We start from the raw sequence: 18,056 nt of genomic DNA, 5'->3' as shown, positions 1-18,056 counted from the left end.
CAGGATCTTCGCCACCGCCAGCGGTTCGACGGCATCGTCGGTCTCGACCAGGATCGCCCGGTCGGCGCCCATGGCGAGGGCGGTGCGCAGCGTCTCTTCCGCCTTGGCCGGGCCGATCGAGACGACGACCACTTCCTCGGCCTTGCCGGCTTCCTTCAGCCGCAGCGCTTCCTCAACCGATATCTCGTCGAACGGGTTCATCGACATCTTGACGTTTGCAAGCTCGACGCCCGAACCATCCGGCTTCACGCGTATCTTGACGTTGTAATCAACAACCCGCTTCACGGGGACGAGAATCTTCATGGAAACCTTCCTTCAACACTGCGCCCAAAGACCATGGCCTGTTCAGCGCCGCTCCGTTTGTCGAATGGCGACATGGATACGCGTTTTTTCCCCAATTACAACGCTTCCATGTCGCAGAGCGGCAAATTGCTTTAAGGACATAAATAACGCTTACGTTAACGTCAATATGATCGACTGCTGTTGGATCTGGTTTGCTTCGGCTATCGATTTTTCCCCGGAACCCACAGCACATCGGCGCGCCCCTGATCATTCGCATGGCGTGCGGCGACAAACAGGAAATCCGAGAGGCGATTGATGTATTTCATCGCTGCCGGGCTCACCTGCTCGCCCTCGCTGCGCGACAGGGCCACTATCAGCCGCTCGGCGCGCCGTGCGATGGTGCGGGCGAGATGGAGATGCGCCGAGGCGTGACTGCCGGCGGGCAGAATGAAGGATCGCAATGGTTCGAGATCGGCATTGAGCCTGTCGATATCCTGTTCGATGCGCCCCACCTGGCTGTCGATGATACGCAATGGCTCGTAGGAAAGTGGTTCGTCCGTTTGCGGCGTCGAGAGATCGGCGCCGAGATCGAAAAGATCGTTCTGGATGCGCATCAGCATGGCATCGAGTTCGGGCATGCCGGTGGTCTGCAGCCTTGCGACGCCGATGGCGGAGTTGGTTTCGTCGATCGTGCCGTAGGCTTCCACGCGCAGATCGTTCTTCAGCCGACGCGGGCCGGAGACGAGGCCTGTCGTGCCGTCATCGCCGGTCTTGGTGTAGATCTTGTTGAGCTTGACCATCTTGATCCTGCAATCAGCTCGGGCGGCCGCCGCCGGTCAGCCACAGCGTCAGCATGATCAGGATGACAGCAATTGCCTGCAGCAGCACGCGGAGCTGCATCAGCCGGTTCGAGAGGCTTGGATTGTCACCCTTCATCATGTTGAACAGGCCGCGGACGAGGACAATCACGACCAGGCCCATGACGATGATGGCGGCAATATAGGTAAAGGTAGACATTGCTTCGGGCCTTCGTATTTCAATCGAGCCGGCGCATCAGACGATAGAAAAGGTTAGCCGGCAACAGCCTTTTCAGAAGAACGCCCTGTTTTGCTGGCAGGGTCACAACATAATGCGGGCGCGGATTTTTCGCATTCAACGCCGACCTTAGCACGGCATAGACTGCTTCAGGCCCCATTTTATGCCTGTTGACCGGGCCTGTGCCGTTCAGCCGCGCCAATTGTCGCCGATATTCGGCGGCATGCGAGGAATGTTCGAGATCGACATGCTCGCCGATCTTGGCGAGCGCGTTCGAGGTGAAACGCGTATCGATCGGGCCTGGTTCAATCAGGCTGACATGGATGCCGCTGTCCTGCAGTTCCATCCGGAGCGTGATCGTCAGGCCCTCCAGCGCGAACTTGGAAGCCGTGTAGGCGCCGCGGAAGCGATAGGGGATCAGGCCGAGAATGGAGGACACATTGACGATGCGGCCCTGGCCCTGCTTGCGCATCAGTGGGATCACCTGCCGCGTCAGCTCGTGCCAGCCGAAGAAATTCGTCTCGAACTGTCCGCGCAGCACATCCGTGGAGAGGTCTTCGACTGCGCCGGGCTGGCCGTAGGCGCCGTTGTTGAACAGGGCATCGACGCGGTCGCCGGTCCGTTCGCGCACGGTTGCGACCAGGGCCGAAATCGTTTCCGGCTGGGCATAGTCCATCAGCAGCGTTTCGATCCCGTCGGCCTCAAGAGAGGCACGGTCCGCCTCCTTGCGCACGGTTGCGAAAACACGCCAGCCATCGGCCTTCAGTGCACGAGCGCAGAACGCGCCGATGCCGGAAGAGCAACCCGTCACGATGATTGTGCGTTTATCTGCCATGGAATGATTCCTGTACAATCCGGGAGTCGTTTCCCATATTCATAGGCCCGACACAATCGACAACCGGCGGACGAGAACCGGGCTCAAGCGGAGATGGAATGCCTTTATTCGTTCGTACGCTCTATAGGGTCGTCTACGACGCAGTTTTCCATTTCGTCGAGGACGATGGTTTCGCGATGGCAAGCCATGTGGCGCTGTCGACGCTGCTGGCTGTTTTTCCATTTCTGATCTTCGGCACGGCGCTTGCAAGCTTCCTCGGCGCTAGCCAGTTCTCTTCAACGGCGGTGCACCTGATTTTCGATACCTGGCCAGAGGCGATCGCCAAGCCGCTGGCGGACCAGGTGGTGCAGGTTCTGACCATTCCGCGCGGCGGGTTGCTGACCATCTCCGTGCTGGCCGCCGCCTATTTCGCCTCCAACGGCGTCGAGGCGCTGCGCATCTCGCTCAACCGTGCCTATCGCGTGCCGGAAAACCGGCCCTGGTATTTCAACCGTCTCGCGAGCCTCGGCTATGTGCTGATAGCGGTTTTGATCTTTGCCCTTCTCAGCATCATGCTGGTCGCGGTGCCGCTGGTGTTGGATTATACGCGAAAGTGGCTGCCCCGGCTTGCCGATATTCTCGACCTCATCTTCAGTTGGCGCATCTACGGCACCATCTTCCTGCTGCTCGCCGGGCTGCTGATTCTACATCTTTGGTTGGCAGCCGGTCGGCGGCGGCTGTTCGACGTCATCCCGGGCGTGTTGTTGACATTGCTCTTCTGGTCGCTCGGCGCGATCATTTTCGCCTACTACCTCGCGACCTTCGCCAATTACACAGCCACCTATGCCGGCCTGGCGTCGGTCATGATCGTGCTCGTCTTCCTCTACATGCTGGCGGTGATCTTCATCCTGGGCGCGGAAATCAATGCGGCGCTGATGAAGTTCAAGGTGAAACGCATGCTTTTCGGCAAGGCAGCAAGCGGTCCGAGAGCGGATAAGGAGGAAGAGGACAAACAATCAAAGGCCGATGCGGCCGCGAAGCTCCAAAGGTGACCAGCCCTGCCGGCGCCATTCGGCAATGCCCGTGTCGCCCTGGCTTTTCGACAGCTTCTTGCCGTCTTCGCCGAGAATCAGCCGATGATGGTGATAGAGCGGCTCCGGCAGGCCGAGCAAGGCCTGCAGCAGGCGGTGGATCGAGGTGGCGTGAAAGAGATCGAGACCACGAACGACATGGGTGATGCCCTGTGCCGCATCGTCGACGACCACGGACAGATGATAGCTTGACGGCGCATCGGAGCGCGACAGCACCACATCGCCCCAGGCTGCGGGATCGGCAATGATGTCGCCCCTCTCGCCATCCCCGCTTTCATGCCAATGGAGCGGTTCTCCGACTGCGGCGATGGCTTTGTCCACGTCCAGCCGCCAGGTATGCTTGAGGCTTGCGGCCAGCAATCGCTTCCTTTCCTCGTTGCTGCGCGCTCGGTCGTCGGGTGGATAGAGCGGCGTGCCGTCCGGATCGCGGGGCCAGGGAATTCCGTCAGCTTCGCCGACTGCGACCCGTGCCTTAACCTCGCCGCGCGTCAGAAAGGCGGGATAGACGAGGTCGCGCTCGATGAGCGACTGAAGGGCAGTTTGGTAGGCCGGGAAATGCAGGGATTGCCGACGCACCTCTTCTTCCCAGGTGAGGCCCAGCCAGGCGAGATCGGCAAAAATGCCCGCTTCGAAATCGGGTGTGCAGCGGGCCTGATCTATGTCTTCGATGCGCAGAAGGAAACGGCCGTCAGCCTGTTTCGCCATGTCGTGGTTGAGGATTGCCGACAGCGCATGACCGAGATGCAACGGCCCATTCGGGCTCGGCGCGAAACGGAATATCGGCTTTTGACGGGGAATCGCCTTCATGCTTTCTTCTGCCACGAATTTTAATCCCGGACTACGAGAAGCCATGCACATCATTCGCGGTGAAGACGATATCCAGGAAGGGCTGGCGGCGCTGGTCGAGCTCGACCCGCGCCTGCGGCAGATCGTCTCCGAGGCTGGCCCCGTGCCGCTGCGCCTGCGCGAACCGGGATTCGAGGGGCTTGCCCATATCATCGTGTCGCAGGTCGTGTCGCGGGCGAGCGCCGATGCGATCTGGGGGAAGATGATCGCCGGGATGGGTCAGGTGACCGCCGAGGGTTATGCGGGGCTAGAATCCGACGCCTGGCGCGCTTTCGGCCTCTCGCGAATCAAGCACGACACGCTGGCGCGTGTTGCCGACGCCGTCGTCAGCGGCGGCCTCGATCTGATGTCTCTGAGCGCCGAAAGCCCGGAGAAGGCGCTTTCCGAGCTCACCGCCATCAAGGGAATCGGTCCCTGGACGGCGGAGGTCTATTTGATGTTCTGCGGCGGTCACGCAGATGTGTTCCCGGTCGGCGACGTCGCCTTGCAGGCTGCCGTCGGCATGGCATTTGGGCATGATGTCAGGCCCTTGCCCAAGGCCTTGGCCAGGGAAGCTGCGGTCTGGATGCCCTGGCGCTCGGTCGCAGCCCGGCTTTTCTGGGCCTATTACGCCGTCAAAACCCGGCGTGAGGCGCTGCCTATCGATTGATCAGCTGCACTCATAGAATCGCCGCTATGCACTGAATTTATTGGACTTCACAATCCTGTAACAACCGGCCTAATATACAGGTACAGATGCCGAATCGATCAGGAGGGTTCCTTGACGATTGCAGTCTCGCCGCAGTCCCTGCCAGCGCTCGTGCTGAACGCTGACTATCGACCGCTGAGTTATTACCCCTTGTCGCTCTGGTCCTGGCAGGACGCGATCAAGGCGGTTTTCCTTGACCGTGTGAATATCATTGCGGAGTACGATCAATCCGTATCGTCGCCCAGCTTCTCGATGCGGCTGCCGAGCGTCGTCTGCCTCAAGACCTACGTCCAGCCCTCCCGCAATCCGGCCTTTACCCGTTTCAACGTCTTCTTGCGCGACCGGTTCGAATGTCAATATTGCGGCGCCCATGACGACCTGACCTTCGATCACGTCATCCCGCGCGCCCATGGCGGCGAGACCACCTGGGAAAACGTGGTCGCGGCCTGCTCGCCATGCAATCTGCGCAAGGGCAGCAAGCTGCCGAAGCAGGCGGGCATGTTCCCGGCGCAGAAGCCGTATCAGCCGACCGTGCAGGACCTGCACAACAACGGCCGCCTGTTCCCGCCGAACTATCTGCACGATAGCTGGCTCGACTATCTCTACTGGGATACGGAACTGCAGCCGTAAAATTGCTCGTCTCTTTGGCGATTGGTTCGCGGAGAGTACGGCACCCCTCTGTCGCTTTCGCGACATCTCCCCCACAAGGGGGGAGATAGTTGGGAGTTTGCCGCTTGCCATCACAAAAGCAAAGACCTTGGTCTCAGCGGATGCGAAGTCTGCTCAAGGCGAGAGCGTGCTACAAGTTACCAATCTCCCCCCTTGTGGGGGAGATGTCGCGATAGCGACAGAGGGGGTATCACAGGCACGGCAGATGAGAGATCGCGGTTGCTCGCCCGAAAAATCAACCCGCCTTCTTCACGCCGATAAACGCAATCGCCGCCAGAATCACGCTGGCGATCACATTCCAGCCGGCCATCGACAAGCCGAGGACGCGGAGCGCGGCTTCCGTGCAGGACGGACCCTTGATCGTGCTCAGTTCGTTCAACAGATCGCCGGCGTTCTGCGTCATGCTGCTGGCCGTTGTGGAGCAGGTCGTCGGACCCGCCCAGAAGTGCCACTCGACGCCGGCGTGATAGACGCCGATGCCGCCGCCGACCACCATCATGATGCCGGCGATGGCCAGCAGCGCGCGGGTGATCCAGGAGGGCACGCCAAAGGCTGCTGACAGAGCGGCAGCGATCGCGACGGGGATGCCGTAATAATAGGGTTGGCGCTGTTCAAGGCAGAGCGCGCAGGGAATATAGCCGCCGATATACTGGAAGCCGAGCGCCGAGCAGATGACGACAATCATGCCGATCGCAAGCAGCGCGGAATAGACTAGGCCGGTGCGAGAGGTCGAAGTCAGGGACATGCAAGGGCTCCGTGCTCAGTGCGCCAGGACATAATGGAAGAGGATATAGACGAGAATGAGCACGGCGGCGACCGCCATGGTGATCTGGCCAAGGCGCTTCTCGATGAAATGTCGGATCGATTCGCCATAACGGCGTAGCAGAAAGGCCAGGAAGAAGAAGCGGGCGCCGCGGGCGACGATGGCCGAGATGATGAACAGGCCGAGATCGACATGGGCAACGCCAGAAAGGATCGTCACCACCTTGATCGGCGGCAGATGCGCTAGGCCGGACGTGACCAGCAGCAACATGATGGTTTGATAGGTAACCCCGGCGCTCATCTGGTTGAAGGCGTCGAGCTTGCCGTAGAAGACCAGGATCGGCTTGGCGATGGCTTCGAAGGCGTAATAGCCGAGCGCCCAGCCCGCAATGCCGCCGAGCACGGAGGCGACCGTCGCCGTCAGCGCGTAGCGCCAAGCGCGTTCGGGCTTGGCAAGCGACATCGGCAGGAACAAGACGTCGGCGGGCACGAGGAAGATCGAGCTTTCAACGAAGGCGATAACGGCCAACCAAATTTCCGCTGATTTGCGGCCGGCCAGCGACATGGTCCAGTCGTAAAGTTTACGAAGCATTCTGCCCCCTTTTGCTGCGTCGCACACCTTTAGGGGGGAGGATTATGGCTGTAAATGGTCGGGGGATGACGGAAGCGGCACAAAATCAAAATTTTTCGTGAAAGTGTCGTGTTCGACGCCGCACTTCGCCTGGTCGTCACTGCCCGACAAGTTGGCTGACGAGCCGTATCAGCCAAAGGATTTCGGCGCTGAACGCCTCCCCGAGGCGATAGCCGTACCAGAGGAAAAAGACCGAGGAGAGCCTGATGAGGATCGGCGTCAGCGCAAGCGCGGCCCCTGCTGCCGGAAGAAGACCGAAATTGACGTTCAAAAACTGCTGAAAGCTTCTTGGGCGCAGCAAGGTCCACAGCCCGATCGAGAAGACGGCGATGGCGACGAAGAGCTGCAAGACAAGGACAAGAAGGCCGCGACTCATATTCTCCCTTGCCGGCTTGAGTGCTGCCCTGGAGGGAAGCGACGGATATCGCTGCTGAGGTAGCGGAAAGAGCATATGTTTTCGAGATGAGGCGGCGCGCGATTTCGTTAAAATCACATAGTCGCAACTCAGTCGGGAAGCCGACAACTGACTTTGCTGTGAGGGATGGTGGTGCCCCATGCCGAAATTCAATAAATGAGCATGATCAACACCTTGGCCAGTGGTGGGGCAAGCCATAGCCGTGGCAAATCACTATGCTTTTCGCTTCATATGTCCCGCAAAAGTAAGCGACATAGTTCGTTGGTAGCGCTGGACCGTCCCAACCAATCTCCCCCACATTTCGCTTGGTCGCGCGGCTTTCCGGACGTAGCCCTACTTCCGCTTTCGGCCCAAGCGGCCATTGAGGCTAACCACAACGCATGAAAGTAACAGCCGATCCGCAACCGGCTGCTGCCTGTCCTCGCCTTCGCGATGGACAATTTAGGCGTCATATCGTCACTAGGTATAACCGCTGCTCCTCCGGGGCTTTCCCGGTCGCGGGGTGCGGTAGCATAAAGGGTCCCCTTCCACGGGCGGTACGGGCATCAGGGGAGCGACCGGCCGATCCGACTTGTGGATCGGCCGGTCCGGGACACTTATCGAAGATGCAATGCACGGACCGTTGCTAACATTAGGGCGGCTTCAGTTAACACTTAGCCAATATGCATTTCGCGAAGCAAAGACCTTACATTAAGTCGTGATTTTGGTCACTCTATGAGGTTATCGGTGCTGTTTGCTTGAGTATCGGTTTGTTGCAGTCTTGGTATGATGTCCCATTGTTGGCCGCTACTCGGCAACCCTTTGTCGGTTATACGGAGCTTTCGAGAAGCGAGATGCCCGGCGACCGAACAAACACGCCACCTTTCTTAAGCAGTGCCCAAATTATTCTGGCTGTTTTGCTGGCCACAGCCACGGCCGCAACCATAAATGGGCGACGCCTCTTAAGGCGACTAATCCATGTTGTGTTGCCGTCAGCTTCGTTGACGTGACTAAGAACCGCCATCGCACCGATAACGAGTAATGAGCGGAGCTGGTTGTTCCCCATTCGTGAGACGGGGCCCAGCACACGGTTCTCGCCACTTGAGTACGATTTCGGTGTTAGGCCTATCCAAGCCGCAAAATGACGTGCGGATTTGAAGCCAGTCGGATCGGGAACAAGTGCTTTGATAGCGACCGCAGTTGTTGGTCCGACCCCGGGGATTGTCGTCAATCGGTCAATGTCTTGGTCACACTTTGCCTGAATTTTGATTTCTCGCTCGATCTGCTCGACCGCGTCTTGCAGCCGTTCGATCTGCGTCACAACGATCTCAAGGCCAAAAAACACCGGTGGAGGAAGCTGCGCCGGGCCATTCTCGCGAACAAACTTCAATAGGTACGGGACGCTTGATCTCCCGCTCTTTGCGACTATTCCCAACTCTGCGAGGTGCGAGCGTAGCGCATTGACCGATTGAGTTTTTTGACGCACCAGCAAGCTACGAGTGCGAAACAACATCGCGAATGCCTGCTGAGAGACCGATTTGATTGGCACAAAGCGCATCGTCTTCCGCGTCAGCGCTTCGTTGATAGCTTCTGCATCAGCGGCGTCGGTTTTACCCCGCTTTACAAACGGCTTCACGTACGGTGGATGAATGAGGCGAACTTCATGGCCGAAGCCCTGAATGCTCCGCGCCCAATGGTGCGCCGACGAGCATGCTTCAAGCGCAACAAGACACGGTGGCAATTCACGGAAAAAGCCTAGAACGTCTGACCGCTGTAGCTTTCGATTGAATACTGTCACCCCTGCCGCGTCGGCCGCGTGAACCTGAAAGACATTCTTCGCGATATCTAGTCCAATGGTCGCAACTTCCTTCATGACACAACTCCGGATGATGGATGAACAACCGGCACAGTATCGGCGCAAATCGCAAGTTCTGCGACTAGCATGCCATCTCTCGTATGCTCGAACGGGAGATGGAGGCGAAGTAGGCAGAGCGTGGCCACCAGCCCTGCTGGGGTCTTCGGTCGGCCGGGGTGGGCGGTCGAAAGGGTCTCCAGCAATCGACCTACTCAAAACCGTTGAATTGAGCACTCATTAACGTCTAAGCCCGCCCGCACATAAGGTGGGCCTTTTAGCAGCAGCTTGGGAAGCTCGATCTAATCCCGATTTTTCAACCGCATACTTGTATAACGGGCCAAATCTGCGCCGAAAACGCTAATAGGTTCAATGCGCCTGTAAAACAATTTCAGCGCGCTGGCTCATCTTGCAGCGGCACGTGCTCAAGCAAATTGGTGTCTAGGTTCAACTGCCGAGCGGTCATATTGGCGTCAAACCATAGAAGCTCAGCGAACGTGCTACCTTCCTGCACCAGGCGCAGGTTGATGACCAGCATGGAAGGTGATCGAATGCCCTTGGCGCGAACAGTGTCACCAATTCTAATTGTTTCGCTCATCAAATAGCTTTTTCTTAAAATGCGGCACCCGGCGCGCTTTTGCAGATGACTAGTTCTATAACCTAATTTCGTAAACGGCAGCGTTACCCTGCACCTCGCGCAATCCCCTACGCAACCGCGCGCGCCGGTACATTTCGAGCACTATTGCGAAGAGCCTGGATGCTCGAAATGGGGCGGCCTGGGCTATGATGTCGGCCGCAGCGAAACGCGCTAGTTTTGCTTCAAACACAGATGGCTCGAATATCCGGCTCCAAGGGGCGATTTGAATGGCGCGAGGAAGTCGAAGTAGCGTCCCGGTTTCCTTGTATCCAAGTCTGTCATGGGGCCGGCGGCCTGCCACTCTTAAACCGTCGCGTCATTTCGTCGAACATGATATCCGCAATCCACATGGCACAGACGCCCACCAGGAAGGCGGTGGAGTTCATGGCGCTTTGCTCGACGTCAGGGAGCGGCCAATTGATCGACCGCAGATAATACAGCACTGGTTCCGTGAGATAGGCCGCCGCAATTGCCCCGCAGATCGGCGACACGAATATTTCGCGCGCCGTATACCGCCGACGCGACAAACCGCGCAGAATGCCGCCCATAAGCCCCGCAACGGCAACACCGAGTTTGATGCCCATCGCGTCGAAAAAGTCATTGATGTTCATATGCCGCCCTTAGCCAAAATCGATTGCGAAACGGCCGGCGACCTTGCCGCCGGCCGGCGATCAAAAGCGAGTGAGATCAGGCAGAGGGTTTGGCAGCGATATCCTGCGCCTTGGCGGTGATGATGTCCTGCAGCTTGGTAGCATTGACGCCCAGCTTCGCCAACGCATCCGGGTTCTTGTCCTGCACATAGGTCGCCGCTAGCGAGATGACGTCGGAGGCGAGCGCCGAGGATGCCGGCATGCCCAGCTTGCCCAGGGCAAACTTCACTGCGTTTGCGGCAGACTGGTGAAGCGCGGTACTGAGCTGCGTCTCGAGCGCGGCCTGCTGATTGGCATCGGTGATCTTCAACAGCTTTACCAGGTAGCCGACGACGATCGCGAGGACCACAGGACCGAATAACGTCACCAGCAGCGTGACGATGGGCTGCAGGATCGTCCAGACGACATAGAGACAGGAGGACGGATCGATGATCGACGCAGCCGCCGCCGTCGCATCCTGTGCGAAGGCGACAGTGGGCATGAAACATGACGCGAAAAGGCAGGTCAGGTCGAGCACTAGGCACGCCAGCATACGGATGAATTTCATGGGAGTTCCTTTTGAGATCAGGGAAAGACAGGTGGGGGCGGGCGCTAGTTTGCCGCCTTCGCGGCATTGAGGGCGGTTGCAACGACTCCGTACGCCTGCGCGACCTTTACCAGGGCGTCGGCGACCGTGGTGTTTGCGGGATCTGTGCAGATGACCACCACGCCGTCATAGGCCGCCTGTTCCTTGGCAACCTTGTCGCGACTGACATTGCCCAGAGCTGCGATCGAAGCGAAGGCAACGTGCGCCGTCGCCAGCGCCGAACAAGCCTTCGGTAAGTTCTGCTGGATGACCGTATCAATCTTGGTGGTCTGGCATGCGATGCCATATTTCTCGTAGTTGTCGTGGCCGGTGATCTGCACTAGGCCGCGACCGCGATAGCGCCAGCCGTCGCCGCTGGCCTCGCTCCCATTGCCCATGCGGTTTGCGTAGGCTCGATTGGCGATACGGTCCGGCTCGCGGGCATAGGCGGCCGCTTGAGCCGCGGTGAAATATTTCGGGAATGTCGCCCGAAGGCCGACAGCCGAATAGTTCAGGTTTTCCGAGATAGCGCACATCGTATTGTCGCTCTCGTGAAACGTGGTCGCGAGCATGTAAGAGAGCCACCGGCTATCGAAAGGGCTCGCTTGCCATCGATCGAGTATTGCCTCGATCCCGTTCACCTGATTTTGCGATAGACGCCCGCCGAACAGTGACGAGCGCACCGCCGCGAAGAATTTCGCGCGATCCATAATATTCTTCCTTTTTCGGTTTTACTTAAGTGCTTGCCGCCCCATTGCGCGAGCCGAAATTGCCCGTAAAAAGTCGTCCGCACTCAACCGTGGGAAGACCTAATTCGTCATGGCCAGGACAAATCCAAACGATAAACGCCATCCCTTCATTAAGGGTCTGGAGCGCAAGAGAAACGTCATGACCGCGGTCATCCTACGCGACATGCGCACGCGGTTCTTCAACCACGGCTTAGGGTTTATCGTCGTTCCGCTTTGGCCGCTTGTGCATATGGGGGTGCTGATTCTTATGCACACGGTGTCAGGTGGCTTGCCACCTTATGGAGACAGCACTGCGGTTTTCTACGCGACCGGGCTCGTCCCCACGCTGACGTTTATGTATGTTTCCCGGTTCATGGGTTACTCGCTGGTCGTGAACAGGGCGATGCTTGCATTCCCTGAAGTCCAGGTTTTTGACGTGATGATTGGCCGAGCATTTCTCGAGATAATTGGAGCTTGCATCATGCTCTTTTTGATCGTGGCAATCCTGTGGGCTCTCAAGGAAAATCCGTTTCCATTCGATCTTGAGCGGGCAGTATGCTGCTATCTGGCCACCATTCTACTGGCGATCGGTTGCGGCACGGTAATTGGAATTGCGTCTATGTTCATGCCAGTGATTGTCACTGTATATGCGCTGGTTATCATTCTACTATACATCTCGTCAGGCACCATGTTCGTCGCCTCAAACCTTCCTGACCCGCTTGCCCATGCACTCGCGTACAACCCTCTTTTAGTCTGTGTCGAATGGATGCGGACAGCGTTTTATGAGACCTACAGCGATAAGCTCGTCAGCCCCGAATATGTACTTGCTTGGGGCATTGGAGCCCTTTTCCTCGGGTTGCTCGTGGAACGCGTCTTTAGGCGTCAGCTACTAGAGGCGTAGAACGGCTACTTGCGGGAGCGCATGCTATGCCGCTAGAACAACAACCATTAGTTTTGGAGAGGTCCTTTAGTGAGAGTCGGCTTTTTCACAGATACGTTCACTCAGTTCACAGCACTGAATGACAAGTACGATTCCATTGCCTGGAACACAGGCAACATACTTTTTCTAAATGCGATCAAGAAAACGATCGAATGCGACATCATCTCCTCGTGGGAAGAGGACAAGATGGAAGACTATGACGCATTCATCACGTCCGATTTGATTTGGCTCCTTGAGAGCACAAAGCCGACCGAACGGCTATTAAACCGTCTCAAGATGGCGAAGGACCGGCCGATCATACCCCTCAGCGTTGGCCTTCAATCGCACACCTTTAAGCCGGACTTCACCTTGCAGCCAGAAATGGTCTTGGCTTTGAAAGAGATAGAATCACGCTGCGTTATGGCGGTTCGAGGCGAATACACAGCAGACATACTCAGCCGCCACGGCGTCAAAAATATCGAGATTGTCGGCTGCCCATCTATGTACCAGCTGCCCCTGTACCTAGGGAATCTCAATTTCCTAGAGAAAGAGCCGACCGCATCTTTTGCAACAGCCAACTATCGTTCCTTCGATGGGACGTTCAGTTCGGCTGACCGTGATATGTTGCGCTACATACAGACATATAGCGGTGCCTTTGCCGAACAAACGCTCTTGCCGCTGACGCCTAAGATGATGCCCGACGCACGAGTCCGGCAATGGTTCAATCGATATACCTACATCTTCTTCGATCTCGACTCTTGGGTTCTCCATAACCAGCGGTATGACTTCAGCTTCGGATTGCGTTTTCACGGCAATGTTGCGGCGCTCTTGGCGAAAGTTCCAGCCTTGTTCATGAAGTTCGACAGCCGAACGCAGGAGATGACAGATTACTTCGGCCTCCCGACAGTTCGTGCTGACCAGTTCTCAATGGATGAGCCGATTTTTAGGCACGCGGAACGAACCGATTATTCGGCTTTCCTTCGCGGATACAGAAGCAAATTGGAGAATTACACGGACTTCCTGAAGCGCAACAATCTCGAAACGACCCAGAATTTCCGCAACAGACTAGATAACTTCCTTGTTGGACACCGCAGCCTGGAAACTCGAGTGCTTGAGGGAGTTTAGTCGCCGGCATCTACTCACCCATGGTGGCGGCAGCAAACATGCCGCCGCCCTAATTTTCTCAGCCTAACGCACTAGTATTACGAGTTTCGAATATTGTGTAGAATCGACGCCAAATAATCGCCGCTCCCGCCATTGTCAGAAAGTCGCTGCATCGCGATATCATGGTAACCCCAGCCATCAAGCGATAGATGCGTTACTTCAAAATTCTCCGACACCAGAAATTCGTTGACGGCTTGCAGAACGCCGTACGGGTCGCCCTCTAGCGGAGACCAAGCCGTATAGTCATTGCAGATAATATGGCCCCCGAGCTTCACCTTGGTTTTTGCCATCTCCAAATCCTGCCGGACATGATCGTACATGTGGCTGGCGTCGATGTATATCCAATCGAAGTGTTCATCTGGGAACTTCGAAAGCTCCTCCCACGAATAACCCTCGATTGGTGACAGGCGACCCGCTTCAATGTACGGGTTCAGCAAATCGTATCGGAACGGGCCGTAGTTCATGTCAACCACATGAAGCTTGATATTTGGATGCGTGGTAAGAATGAACTCGGCGAATAGGCCGGCTTGGGTGCCGACTTCGATAGCCACACCGTCACCTGGCATTTGCCGGATGATGTCTTTTCGGTCGCCCATTACCTTGCAGTCATCAAGCTTTGCTTGAGGGATAGATACCTTCTTGCCGGTATGCCCCATTATGAATTCAGGGAGTGCCCCTTTCACACGCGAGGCCACCACAGCCTTTCTCAATGCCGATCTGAATTCCAGGTATTTTTCGTGCGTGTCCTTAAGTAAGAACTCATAATCGTTTTCTTCCGACATCAAAAACTTCTCCAAAAGCGATAAAATTATTGCTTACCAGACTGAACCCAGCCAGGAAACTAGCGGAAAAACACATCAATCGCAGTATCCGCTGGCAAATAAATTTCAACCGTTCGTGGCAATACCCCTCCCTTTGGGGCAGAATATGTCTTTCTATTCGCCCCATAACTCAAACCAAAATCGAAAACGCCCGGCCCCCAATTGATAGCTGGCCGAACTCCGTCCTCAACTAGGATTTCGAGGCCACCAGACCAACCGCCGTCATCAGGCAGCGTCACTGATACCGAGGTGTAGCCAACTGCTTTGTCGACATGCCCTCTTAGTTTGCCGGACGCCTTTAGAAGGGCGACTTCTCCAATACCATCGATCCTTATTCTCTGTCGTGGCTTTGCCCTAAACGGGGAGCCTAGTCGACCTGAAGGCTCTTTTCGGACGAGGGCCCTAATGCCAATGCCAGTCGAGCTTGAGAGTTCCAATGCGCTCTGGACATCCGGACGGTCATAACGGTTCGCCGACAACAGCGTATACCGCTCTTTATCGATTAGGATCCCATCTGGCGCATCTGGCCGCCCTTCTTTGTCCACGAACCAGCCTTCAAGAAAGTATCCGCGAACGTCTACGCCTGAAGAAAGTCGTATCGACGCATGCTGCTGCAGGTTCGATCGGACATCTGCACCCAAAATTTTTGTCAACGCTAGCAACTTTTCGCGTTGTTCAAAAATGGGCAATGCTAGCTGGACAGCGTCCTTGATGCGTCCGATCTCAAGCGCAAGATCGGAAAGCTTCCCGCGTGCGTCCGAAGAATTCGGATCGAGCGCCATAAGCTCATGTTGAAGTGCGCCGCCGACTTCCTTCCCGAGCCGATACCAAGTCTGATCTAATATTCCTTGCGCCAGTTCATTGCGATTTGCATAGCGCAAGATGTCACCGACCAAAGCCGGCTGGGCATGGTCCACCGCCGTGAATATCCGCTCATGGTTATCCTGTATATGCCCCGTCGCCAACATCCCGTTGGTGCTGACGCGGTAATGGAACAGCGGCGCCGGGACAACACCTGTCTTAAAGCCCCGCATGTACGCCTTTAGGAACAGTTCCCAGTCTTCAACACCGACACCGCGTAGTTCCGAGAACCCTCCCAGTTTCTCGAAAACATCTTTCTTTATTAGAGCGTTTGCGTCTCCGAATCGGTTTTTAAAGAAAGAGAAGACGCCTCCGATGCCGATCGGGTAGTACTCGATTGACCGCCTTTTCTTCGCATCGGCAAACGGACCTCGCGCATCATTCGCGCGGAAGATGTAAGCTTGGCACGTCAGTATATCGGAGTCTGAATGGACGGCCGCCGAGACAAAAGTTTCAATCTCGTGCGGCTCGGCGACGTTGTCATCGTCATGGAACAGAATGTATTCCCCCCGCGCAACCCTGGCACCAGCATTTCTGGCCGCACCCAGGTAGTTATTTGACGTTCGGACAACTCGAATTGGGAAGCGGCTGGAAGTTTTTTCAATGCGCTCCAACTCTTTAGTCGCGGCCGCCGAGGTGCTCCCGTCATCCACCACAATGATTTCGATGTTCTCGTACGTTTGCCCGTTGAGATGCTTCAGCGCGAGTTCAAGGAACTTGGGCCGCTCATAGTGAGTGATGCAAACACTGACCAGCGGCATAAGCTTGATTTTGGTCTCGCCGGCACCAGGCGTGGCGAAAAGGATCGCGTGTAATTTCTCCCACTCTTCCATGATTTTGGTTGGCTTGAGGGAGGAGATTATCGGACCCATCCCATCATTGGCGATACGGAGGATCGCGGCGCTCAAATCTTTGCCGTCCGGATTAGCTAAACATTGGGGAGCCTTATCTTCAAATAGTTCCGGAATACCGCCGACCGCAGAAGCAACGAACGGAACGCCAACAGTAAAGCACTCGCCGATGACGCAAGGACTGTTTTCAATCAGAGAAGGCATGACGCAAAGGGCGCCTTTTCTTCTCTTTAAGAAGCCCATCGCCTCAGGTTGAGAAAAGTCATTTATGAAATGAATTTCCCCGCCATAGTTTCGCAATTTTCGGAGCGCCATCGAACCGGTGAATTCGCGGTCGATACGATCAAAGCGACCCATGAAAACGATGTTTGGATGGAAATCCTCGGGAAATCGGGCCACCGCATCTAGGAAAACCTCAAATCCCTTTCGTCTCTCGTGCCTACCAAAGAAGACCAAGGTATCGATGCCGCCGCCGACAACCTCTCTCGTTCTAAGCTGCACATTCGTCACAAGGGCCGCATCAAACCACTGAGGCAATAACCAATTGATCACCCTCGATTCCGGCAGCTTAATGTTGTGTTCGGCATACCAATCGAGCAAGTAGCGACTTGGCCCAACGACAAGATCAGAGTTTTCTATTTGGCTTTTCTCGATTCCCTCAACTTCAAAGTTTTCTAGAGAGGGTATGTGCCGATTGTAACGGCGAACCCACTCGGAACTGCCATGCAGATGGGTCACTACGCGGGATCTGAGAGAACCTTGCCGGCGCGCCATTGCGCAATAAAAGCCGCTACCAAGCCAATCGTTGAAATGGACAACGTCAGGGTCGAGCCGTTTGATAAACCGATAGACGCAATATGCTTTTGATATGCTGTCGACCGGGCTCGCAACTTCGTCATCTTCCGAAACCTCCGCGCTGAGCAAGGTTATTGTTAGATCAGGATGAGATTCCTGAAATCTCGATATATCCGCCGCTGAAACAACCATATCAGTTACTAGGACTTCAACCTGGTATCCAAGGGCGGTCAGATGGAGTGTCAGCCCTAAAGCGCACGCTCCGATCCCTCCCGACTTATTAAGACCAGAGATTTCCTCGGTGACTATGCAGGCTTTTCCAAATGACGATTCCACAACGAGCTCCAACATGCAGCGCAGACCAGCGCGGATGTCATAGGACGCTGAGATGCTAGGATCAACTCTCCTAAGTTGAAAAAATGAACCGCTCCGGGTTGTCGGATCCTTCTTTAAAACTGCCGCCGCTTGTATGAGGGCTTAAGACGATGTTACGGGATCAAATTCTACAACTCTCACACGAGAAAGCCGCCCAATGGCAAGCAAACCTACCGATCAGGACATAGCAACAATGATGGCAACTCAAACCGCCATCATGGTGACTCTATGCGACTTGCTTATCAGCAAGAAAACGATTGACGTTGCACTCTTCACATCAATACGCAATTCGAGCTACTCACAGCTTAGGCGCGCAATCGCATAGGATGGAAAATAGGACAATGAATAACGACAGACACAAACTGACCGATGAGCAGATTGCAAATCTGCTAACAACTCAGACGGCGATCATAGCCAGCCTATGCATAATGCTCATTCGCAAAGATGTCCTTTCACACTCGGAAATCGTAAATGATCTTCACGAGTTGTATTCAATGGGTATGAAGGCATCTCCGGCCGGTTTGGCACTGACCTTGCCCCCAAGTTTTATCCAGTTTTGAGTTCGCTCCAGCGGTTTTGGGTTGCTGTATTTGCGGCGGTAGCGGCGGGTTGCGGTGCGAAGCCAT

The 18,056-nt window shown here is 56.0% G+C and carries 20 protein-coding genes; 5 read left to right on the top strand and 15 right to left on the bottom strand.

Annotated features, from left to right (window positions below):
* The 4 genes from PY649_RS33880 to PY649_RS33865 form a co-directional block, all read right to left on the bottom strand.
* A partial coding sequence (locus PY649_RS33880; protein WP_432761457.1) for an electron transfer flavoprotein subunit beta/FixA family protein occupies positions 1-303 on the bottom strand: 303 nt, incomplete at its 3' end.
* A gap of 200 nt (positions 304-503) precedes the next feature.
* Positions 504-1,082: a cob(I)yrinic acid a,c-diamide adenosyltransferase gene (locus PY649_RS33875; protein ID WP_285873397.1), complete on the bottom strand. Its 579-nt coding sequence runs from the start codon at positions 1,080-1,082 to the stop codon at positions 504-506.
* Positions 1,083-1,095: 13 nt separating this feature from the next.
* On the bottom strand, positions 1,096-1,299 hold the full coding sequence (locus tag PY649_RS33870) for a twin transmembrane helix small protein (RefSeq protein ID WP_285873396.1): 204 nt from the start codon (positions 1,297-1,299) through the stop codon (positions 1,096-1,098).
* Between the two features lie 19 nt (positions 1,300-1,318).
* Positions 1,319-2,152 (bottom strand): SDR family oxidoreductase, encoded by an 834-nt coding sequence (locus PY649_RS33865; RefSeq protein ID WP_285873395.1) that lies wholly within the window; start codon positions 2,150-2,152, stop codon positions 1,319-1,321.
* 98 nt (positions 2,153-2,250) lie between these two features.
* Between PY649_RS33865 and PY649_RS33860 the strand changes: the two genes are divergently transcribed.
* A complete protein-coding gene (locus PY649_RS33860; RefSeq protein WP_285873394.1) occupies positions 2,251-3,183 on the top strand; it encodes a YihY/virulence factor BrkB family protein in 933 nt (310 codons plus the stop codon).
* Here PY649_RS33860 and gluQRS read toward each other — a convergent pair.
* Positions 3,148-4,029, bottom strand: coding sequence for a tRNA glutamyl-Q(34) synthetase GluQRS (gene gluQRS / locus PY649_RS33855; protein WP_285873393.1), 882 nt, complete (start codon positions 4,027-4,029; stop codon positions 3,148-3,150). The genes PY649_RS33860 and gluQRS overlap by 36 nt on opposite strands.
* A gap of 43 nt (positions 4,030-4,072) precedes the next feature.
* Here gluQRS and PY649_RS33850 point away from each other — a divergent pair, with 43 nt between their 5' ends.
* Complete coding sequence (locus tag PY649_RS33850; protein ID WP_285873392.1) at positions 4,073-4,717, top strand: DNA-3-methyladenine glycosylase family protein; 645 nt, start codon at positions 4,073-4,075, stop codon at positions 4,715-4,717.
* A gap of 111 nt (positions 4,718-4,828) precedes the next feature.
* Positions 4,829-5,386 (top strand): HNH endonuclease, encoded by a 558-nt coding sequence (locus PY649_RS33845; protein ID WP_104824507.1) that lies wholly within the window; start codon positions 4,829-4,831, stop codon positions 5,384-5,386.
* 274 nt (positions 5,387-5,660) lie between these two features.
* Here PY649_RS33845 and PY649_RS33840 read toward each other — a convergent pair whose 3' ends face one another.
* The 8 genes from PY649_RS33840 to PY649_RS33805 all read right to left on the bottom strand — a co-directional run bounded on the left by PY649_RS33840 (position 5,661) and on the right by PY649_RS33805 (position 11,626).
* Positions 5,661-6,170 carry a disulfide bond formation protein B gene (locus tag PY649_RS33840; RefSeq protein ID WP_285873391.1) on the bottom strand — a complete coding sequence of 170 codons (510 nt, stop codon included), beginning with the start codon at positions 6,168-6,170 and terminating at the stop codon, positions 5,661-5,663.
* A gap of 15 nt (positions 6,171-6,185) precedes the next feature.
* Complete coding sequence (locus PY649_RS33835; protein ID WP_285873390.1) at positions 6,186-6,779, bottom strand: YqaA family protein; 594 nt, start codon at positions 6,777-6,779, stop codon at positions 6,186-6,188.
* Positions 6,780-6,915: 136 nt separating this feature from the next.
* Positions 6,916-7,194, bottom strand: a complete 279-nt coding sequence (locus PY649_RS33830; protein WP_285873389.1) for a hypothetical protein — start codon at positions 7,192-7,194, stop codon at positions 6,916-6,918.
* 847 nt (positions 7,195-8,041) lie between these two features.
* Entirely contained in the window at positions 8,042-9,085 is a 1,044-nt protein-coding gene (locus tag PY649_RS33825) for an IS110 family RNA-guided transposase (RefSeq protein ID WP_285873387.1), read from the bottom strand.
* Between the two features lie 370 nt (positions 9,086-9,455).
* Positions 9,456-9,662: a hypothetical protein gene (locus PY649_RS33820; protein ID WP_285873386.1), complete on the bottom strand. Its 207-nt coding sequence runs from the start codon at positions 9,660-9,662 to the stop codon at positions 9,456-9,458.
* A gap of 317 nt (positions 9,663-9,979) precedes the next feature.
* Positions 9,980-10,312 (bottom strand): hypothetical protein, encoded by a 333-nt coding sequence (locus tag PY649_RS33815; protein WP_285873385.1) that lies wholly within the window; start codon positions 10,310-10,312, stop codon positions 9,980-9,982.
* 76 nt (positions 10,313-10,388) lie between these two features.
* Complete coding sequence (locus PY649_RS33810) at positions 10,389-10,898, bottom strand: hypothetical protein (protein WP_285873383.1); 510 nt, start codon at positions 10,896-10,898, stop codon at positions 10,389-10,391.
* 44 nt (positions 10,899-10,942) lie between these two features.
* A complete protein-coding gene (locus tag PY649_RS33805) occupies positions 10,943-11,626 on the bottom strand; it encodes a hypothetical protein (protein ID WP_285873382.1) in 684 nt (227 codons plus the stop codon).
* A 178-nt stretch (positions 11,627-11,804) separates the two neighbouring features.
* On the opposite strand from PY649_RS33805, the gene PY649_RS33800 reads away from it, so the two are divergent.
* On the top strand, positions 11,805-12,545 hold the full coding sequence (locus PY649_RS33800; RefSeq protein ID WP_285873381.1) for an ABC transporter permease: 741 nt from the start codon (positions 11,805-11,807) through the stop codon (positions 12,543-12,545).
* Between the two features lie 69 nt (positions 12,546-12,614).
* Positions 12,615-13,688, top strand: coding sequence for a polysaccharide pyruvyl transferase family protein (locus tag PY649_RS33795; protein ID WP_285873379.1), 1,074 nt, complete (start codon positions 12,615-12,617; stop codon positions 13,686-13,688).
* Positions 13,689-13,765: 77 nt separating this feature from the next.
* Here the strand turns inward: PY649_RS33795 and PY649_RS33790 are convergent, their stop codons facing one another.
* Together PY649_RS33790 and PY649_RS33785 are read right to left on the bottom strand one after the other, a co-directional pair.
* Complete coding sequence (locus tag PY649_RS33790) at positions 13,766-14,509, bottom strand: class I SAM-dependent methyltransferase (RefSeq protein WP_285873378.1); 744 nt, start codon at positions 14,507-14,509, stop codon at positions 13,766-13,768.
* A gap of 59 nt (positions 14,510-14,568) precedes the next feature.
* Positions 14,569-17,391: a glycosyltransferase gene (locus PY649_RS33785; RefSeq protein ID WP_285873377.1), complete on the bottom strand. Its 2,823-nt coding sequence runs from the start codon at positions 17,389-17,391 to the stop codon at positions 14,569-14,571.
* Positions 17,392-18,056: the final 665 nt, after the last annotated feature.

The sequence above is a fragment of the Rhizobium mayense genome (assembly GCF_030272705.1).
GTDB classification, from domain to species: domain Bacteria; phylum Pseudomonadota; class Alphaproteobacteria; order Rhizobiales; family Rhizobiaceae; genus Rhizobium; species Rhizobium mayense.
The sequence above is the reverse complement of the archived record's forward strand: the minus strand, read 5'-3'. Positions and strand labels throughout refer to the sequence as shown.

What these genes read in the sequence shown, in the direction of transcription:
- PY649_RS33875 (WP_285873397.1), bottom strand. Translation starts at nt 1,082, where the DNA reads ATGGTCAAGCTCAACAAGATCTACACCAAGACCGGCGATGACGGCACG.
- PY649_RS33870 (WP_285873396.1), bottom strand. Translation starts at nt 1,299, where the DNA reads ATGTCTACCTTTACCTATATTGCCGCCATCATCGTCATGGGCCTGGTC.
- PY649_RS33865 (WP_285873395.1), bottom strand. Translation starts at nt 2,152, where the DNA reads ATGGCAGATAAACGCACAATCATCGTGACGGGTTGCTCTTCCGGCATC.
- PY649_RS33860 (WP_285873394.1), top strand. Translation starts at nt 2,251, where the DNA reads ATGCCTTTATTCGTTCGTACGCTCTATAGGGTCGTCTACGACGCAGTT.
- gluQRS (WP_285873393.1), bottom strand. Translation starts at nt 4,029, where the DNA reads ATGAAGGCGATTCCCCGTCAAAAGCCGATATTCCGTTTCGCGCCGAGC.
- PY649_RS33850 (WP_285873392.1), top strand. Translation starts at nt 4,073, where the DNA reads ATGCACATCATTCGCGGTGAAGACGATATCCAGGAAGGGCTGGCGGCG.
- PY649_RS33840 (WP_285873391.1), bottom strand. Translation starts at nt 6,170, where the DNA reads ATGTCCCTGACTTCGACCTCTCGCACCGGCCTAGTCTATTCCGCGCTG.
- PY649_RS33835 (WP_285873390.1), bottom strand. Translation starts at nt 6,779, where the DNA reads ATGCTTCGTAAACTTTACGACTGGACCATGTCGCTGGCCGGCCGCAAA.
- PY649_RS33830 (WP_285873389.1), bottom strand. Translation starts at nt 7,194, where the DNA reads ATGAGTCGCGGCCTTCTTGTCCTTGTCTTGCAGCTCTTCGTCGCCATC.
- PY649_RS33825 (WP_285873387.1), bottom strand. Translation starts at nt 9,085, where the DNA reads ATGAAGGAAGTTGCGACCATTGGACTAGATATCGCGAAGAATGTCTTT.
- PY649_RS33820 (WP_285873386.1), bottom strand. Translation starts at nt 9,662, where the DNA reads ATGAGCGAAACAATTAGAATTGGTGACACTGTTCGCGCCAAGGGCATT.
- PY649_RS33815 (WP_285873385.1), bottom strand. Translation starts at nt 10,312, where the DNA reads ATGAACATCAATGACTTTTTCGACGCGATGGGCATCAAACTCGGTGTT.
- PY649_RS33810 (WP_285873383.1), bottom strand. Translation starts at nt 10,898, where the DNA reads ATGAAATTCATCCGTATGCTGGCGTGCCTAGTGCTCGACCTGACCTGC.
- PY649_RS33805 (WP_285873382.1), bottom strand. Translation starts at nt 11,626, where the DNA reads ATGGATCGCGCGAAATTCTTCGCGGCGGTGCGCTCGTCACTGTTCGGC.
- PY649_RS33800 (WP_285873381.1), top strand. Translation starts at nt 11,805, where the DNA reads ATGACCGCGGTCATCCTACGCGACATGCGCACGCGGTTCTTCAACCAC.
- PY649_RS33790 (WP_285873378.1), bottom strand. Translation starts at nt 14,509, where the DNA reads ATGTCGGAAGAAAACGATTATGAGTTCTTACTTAAGGACACGCACGAA.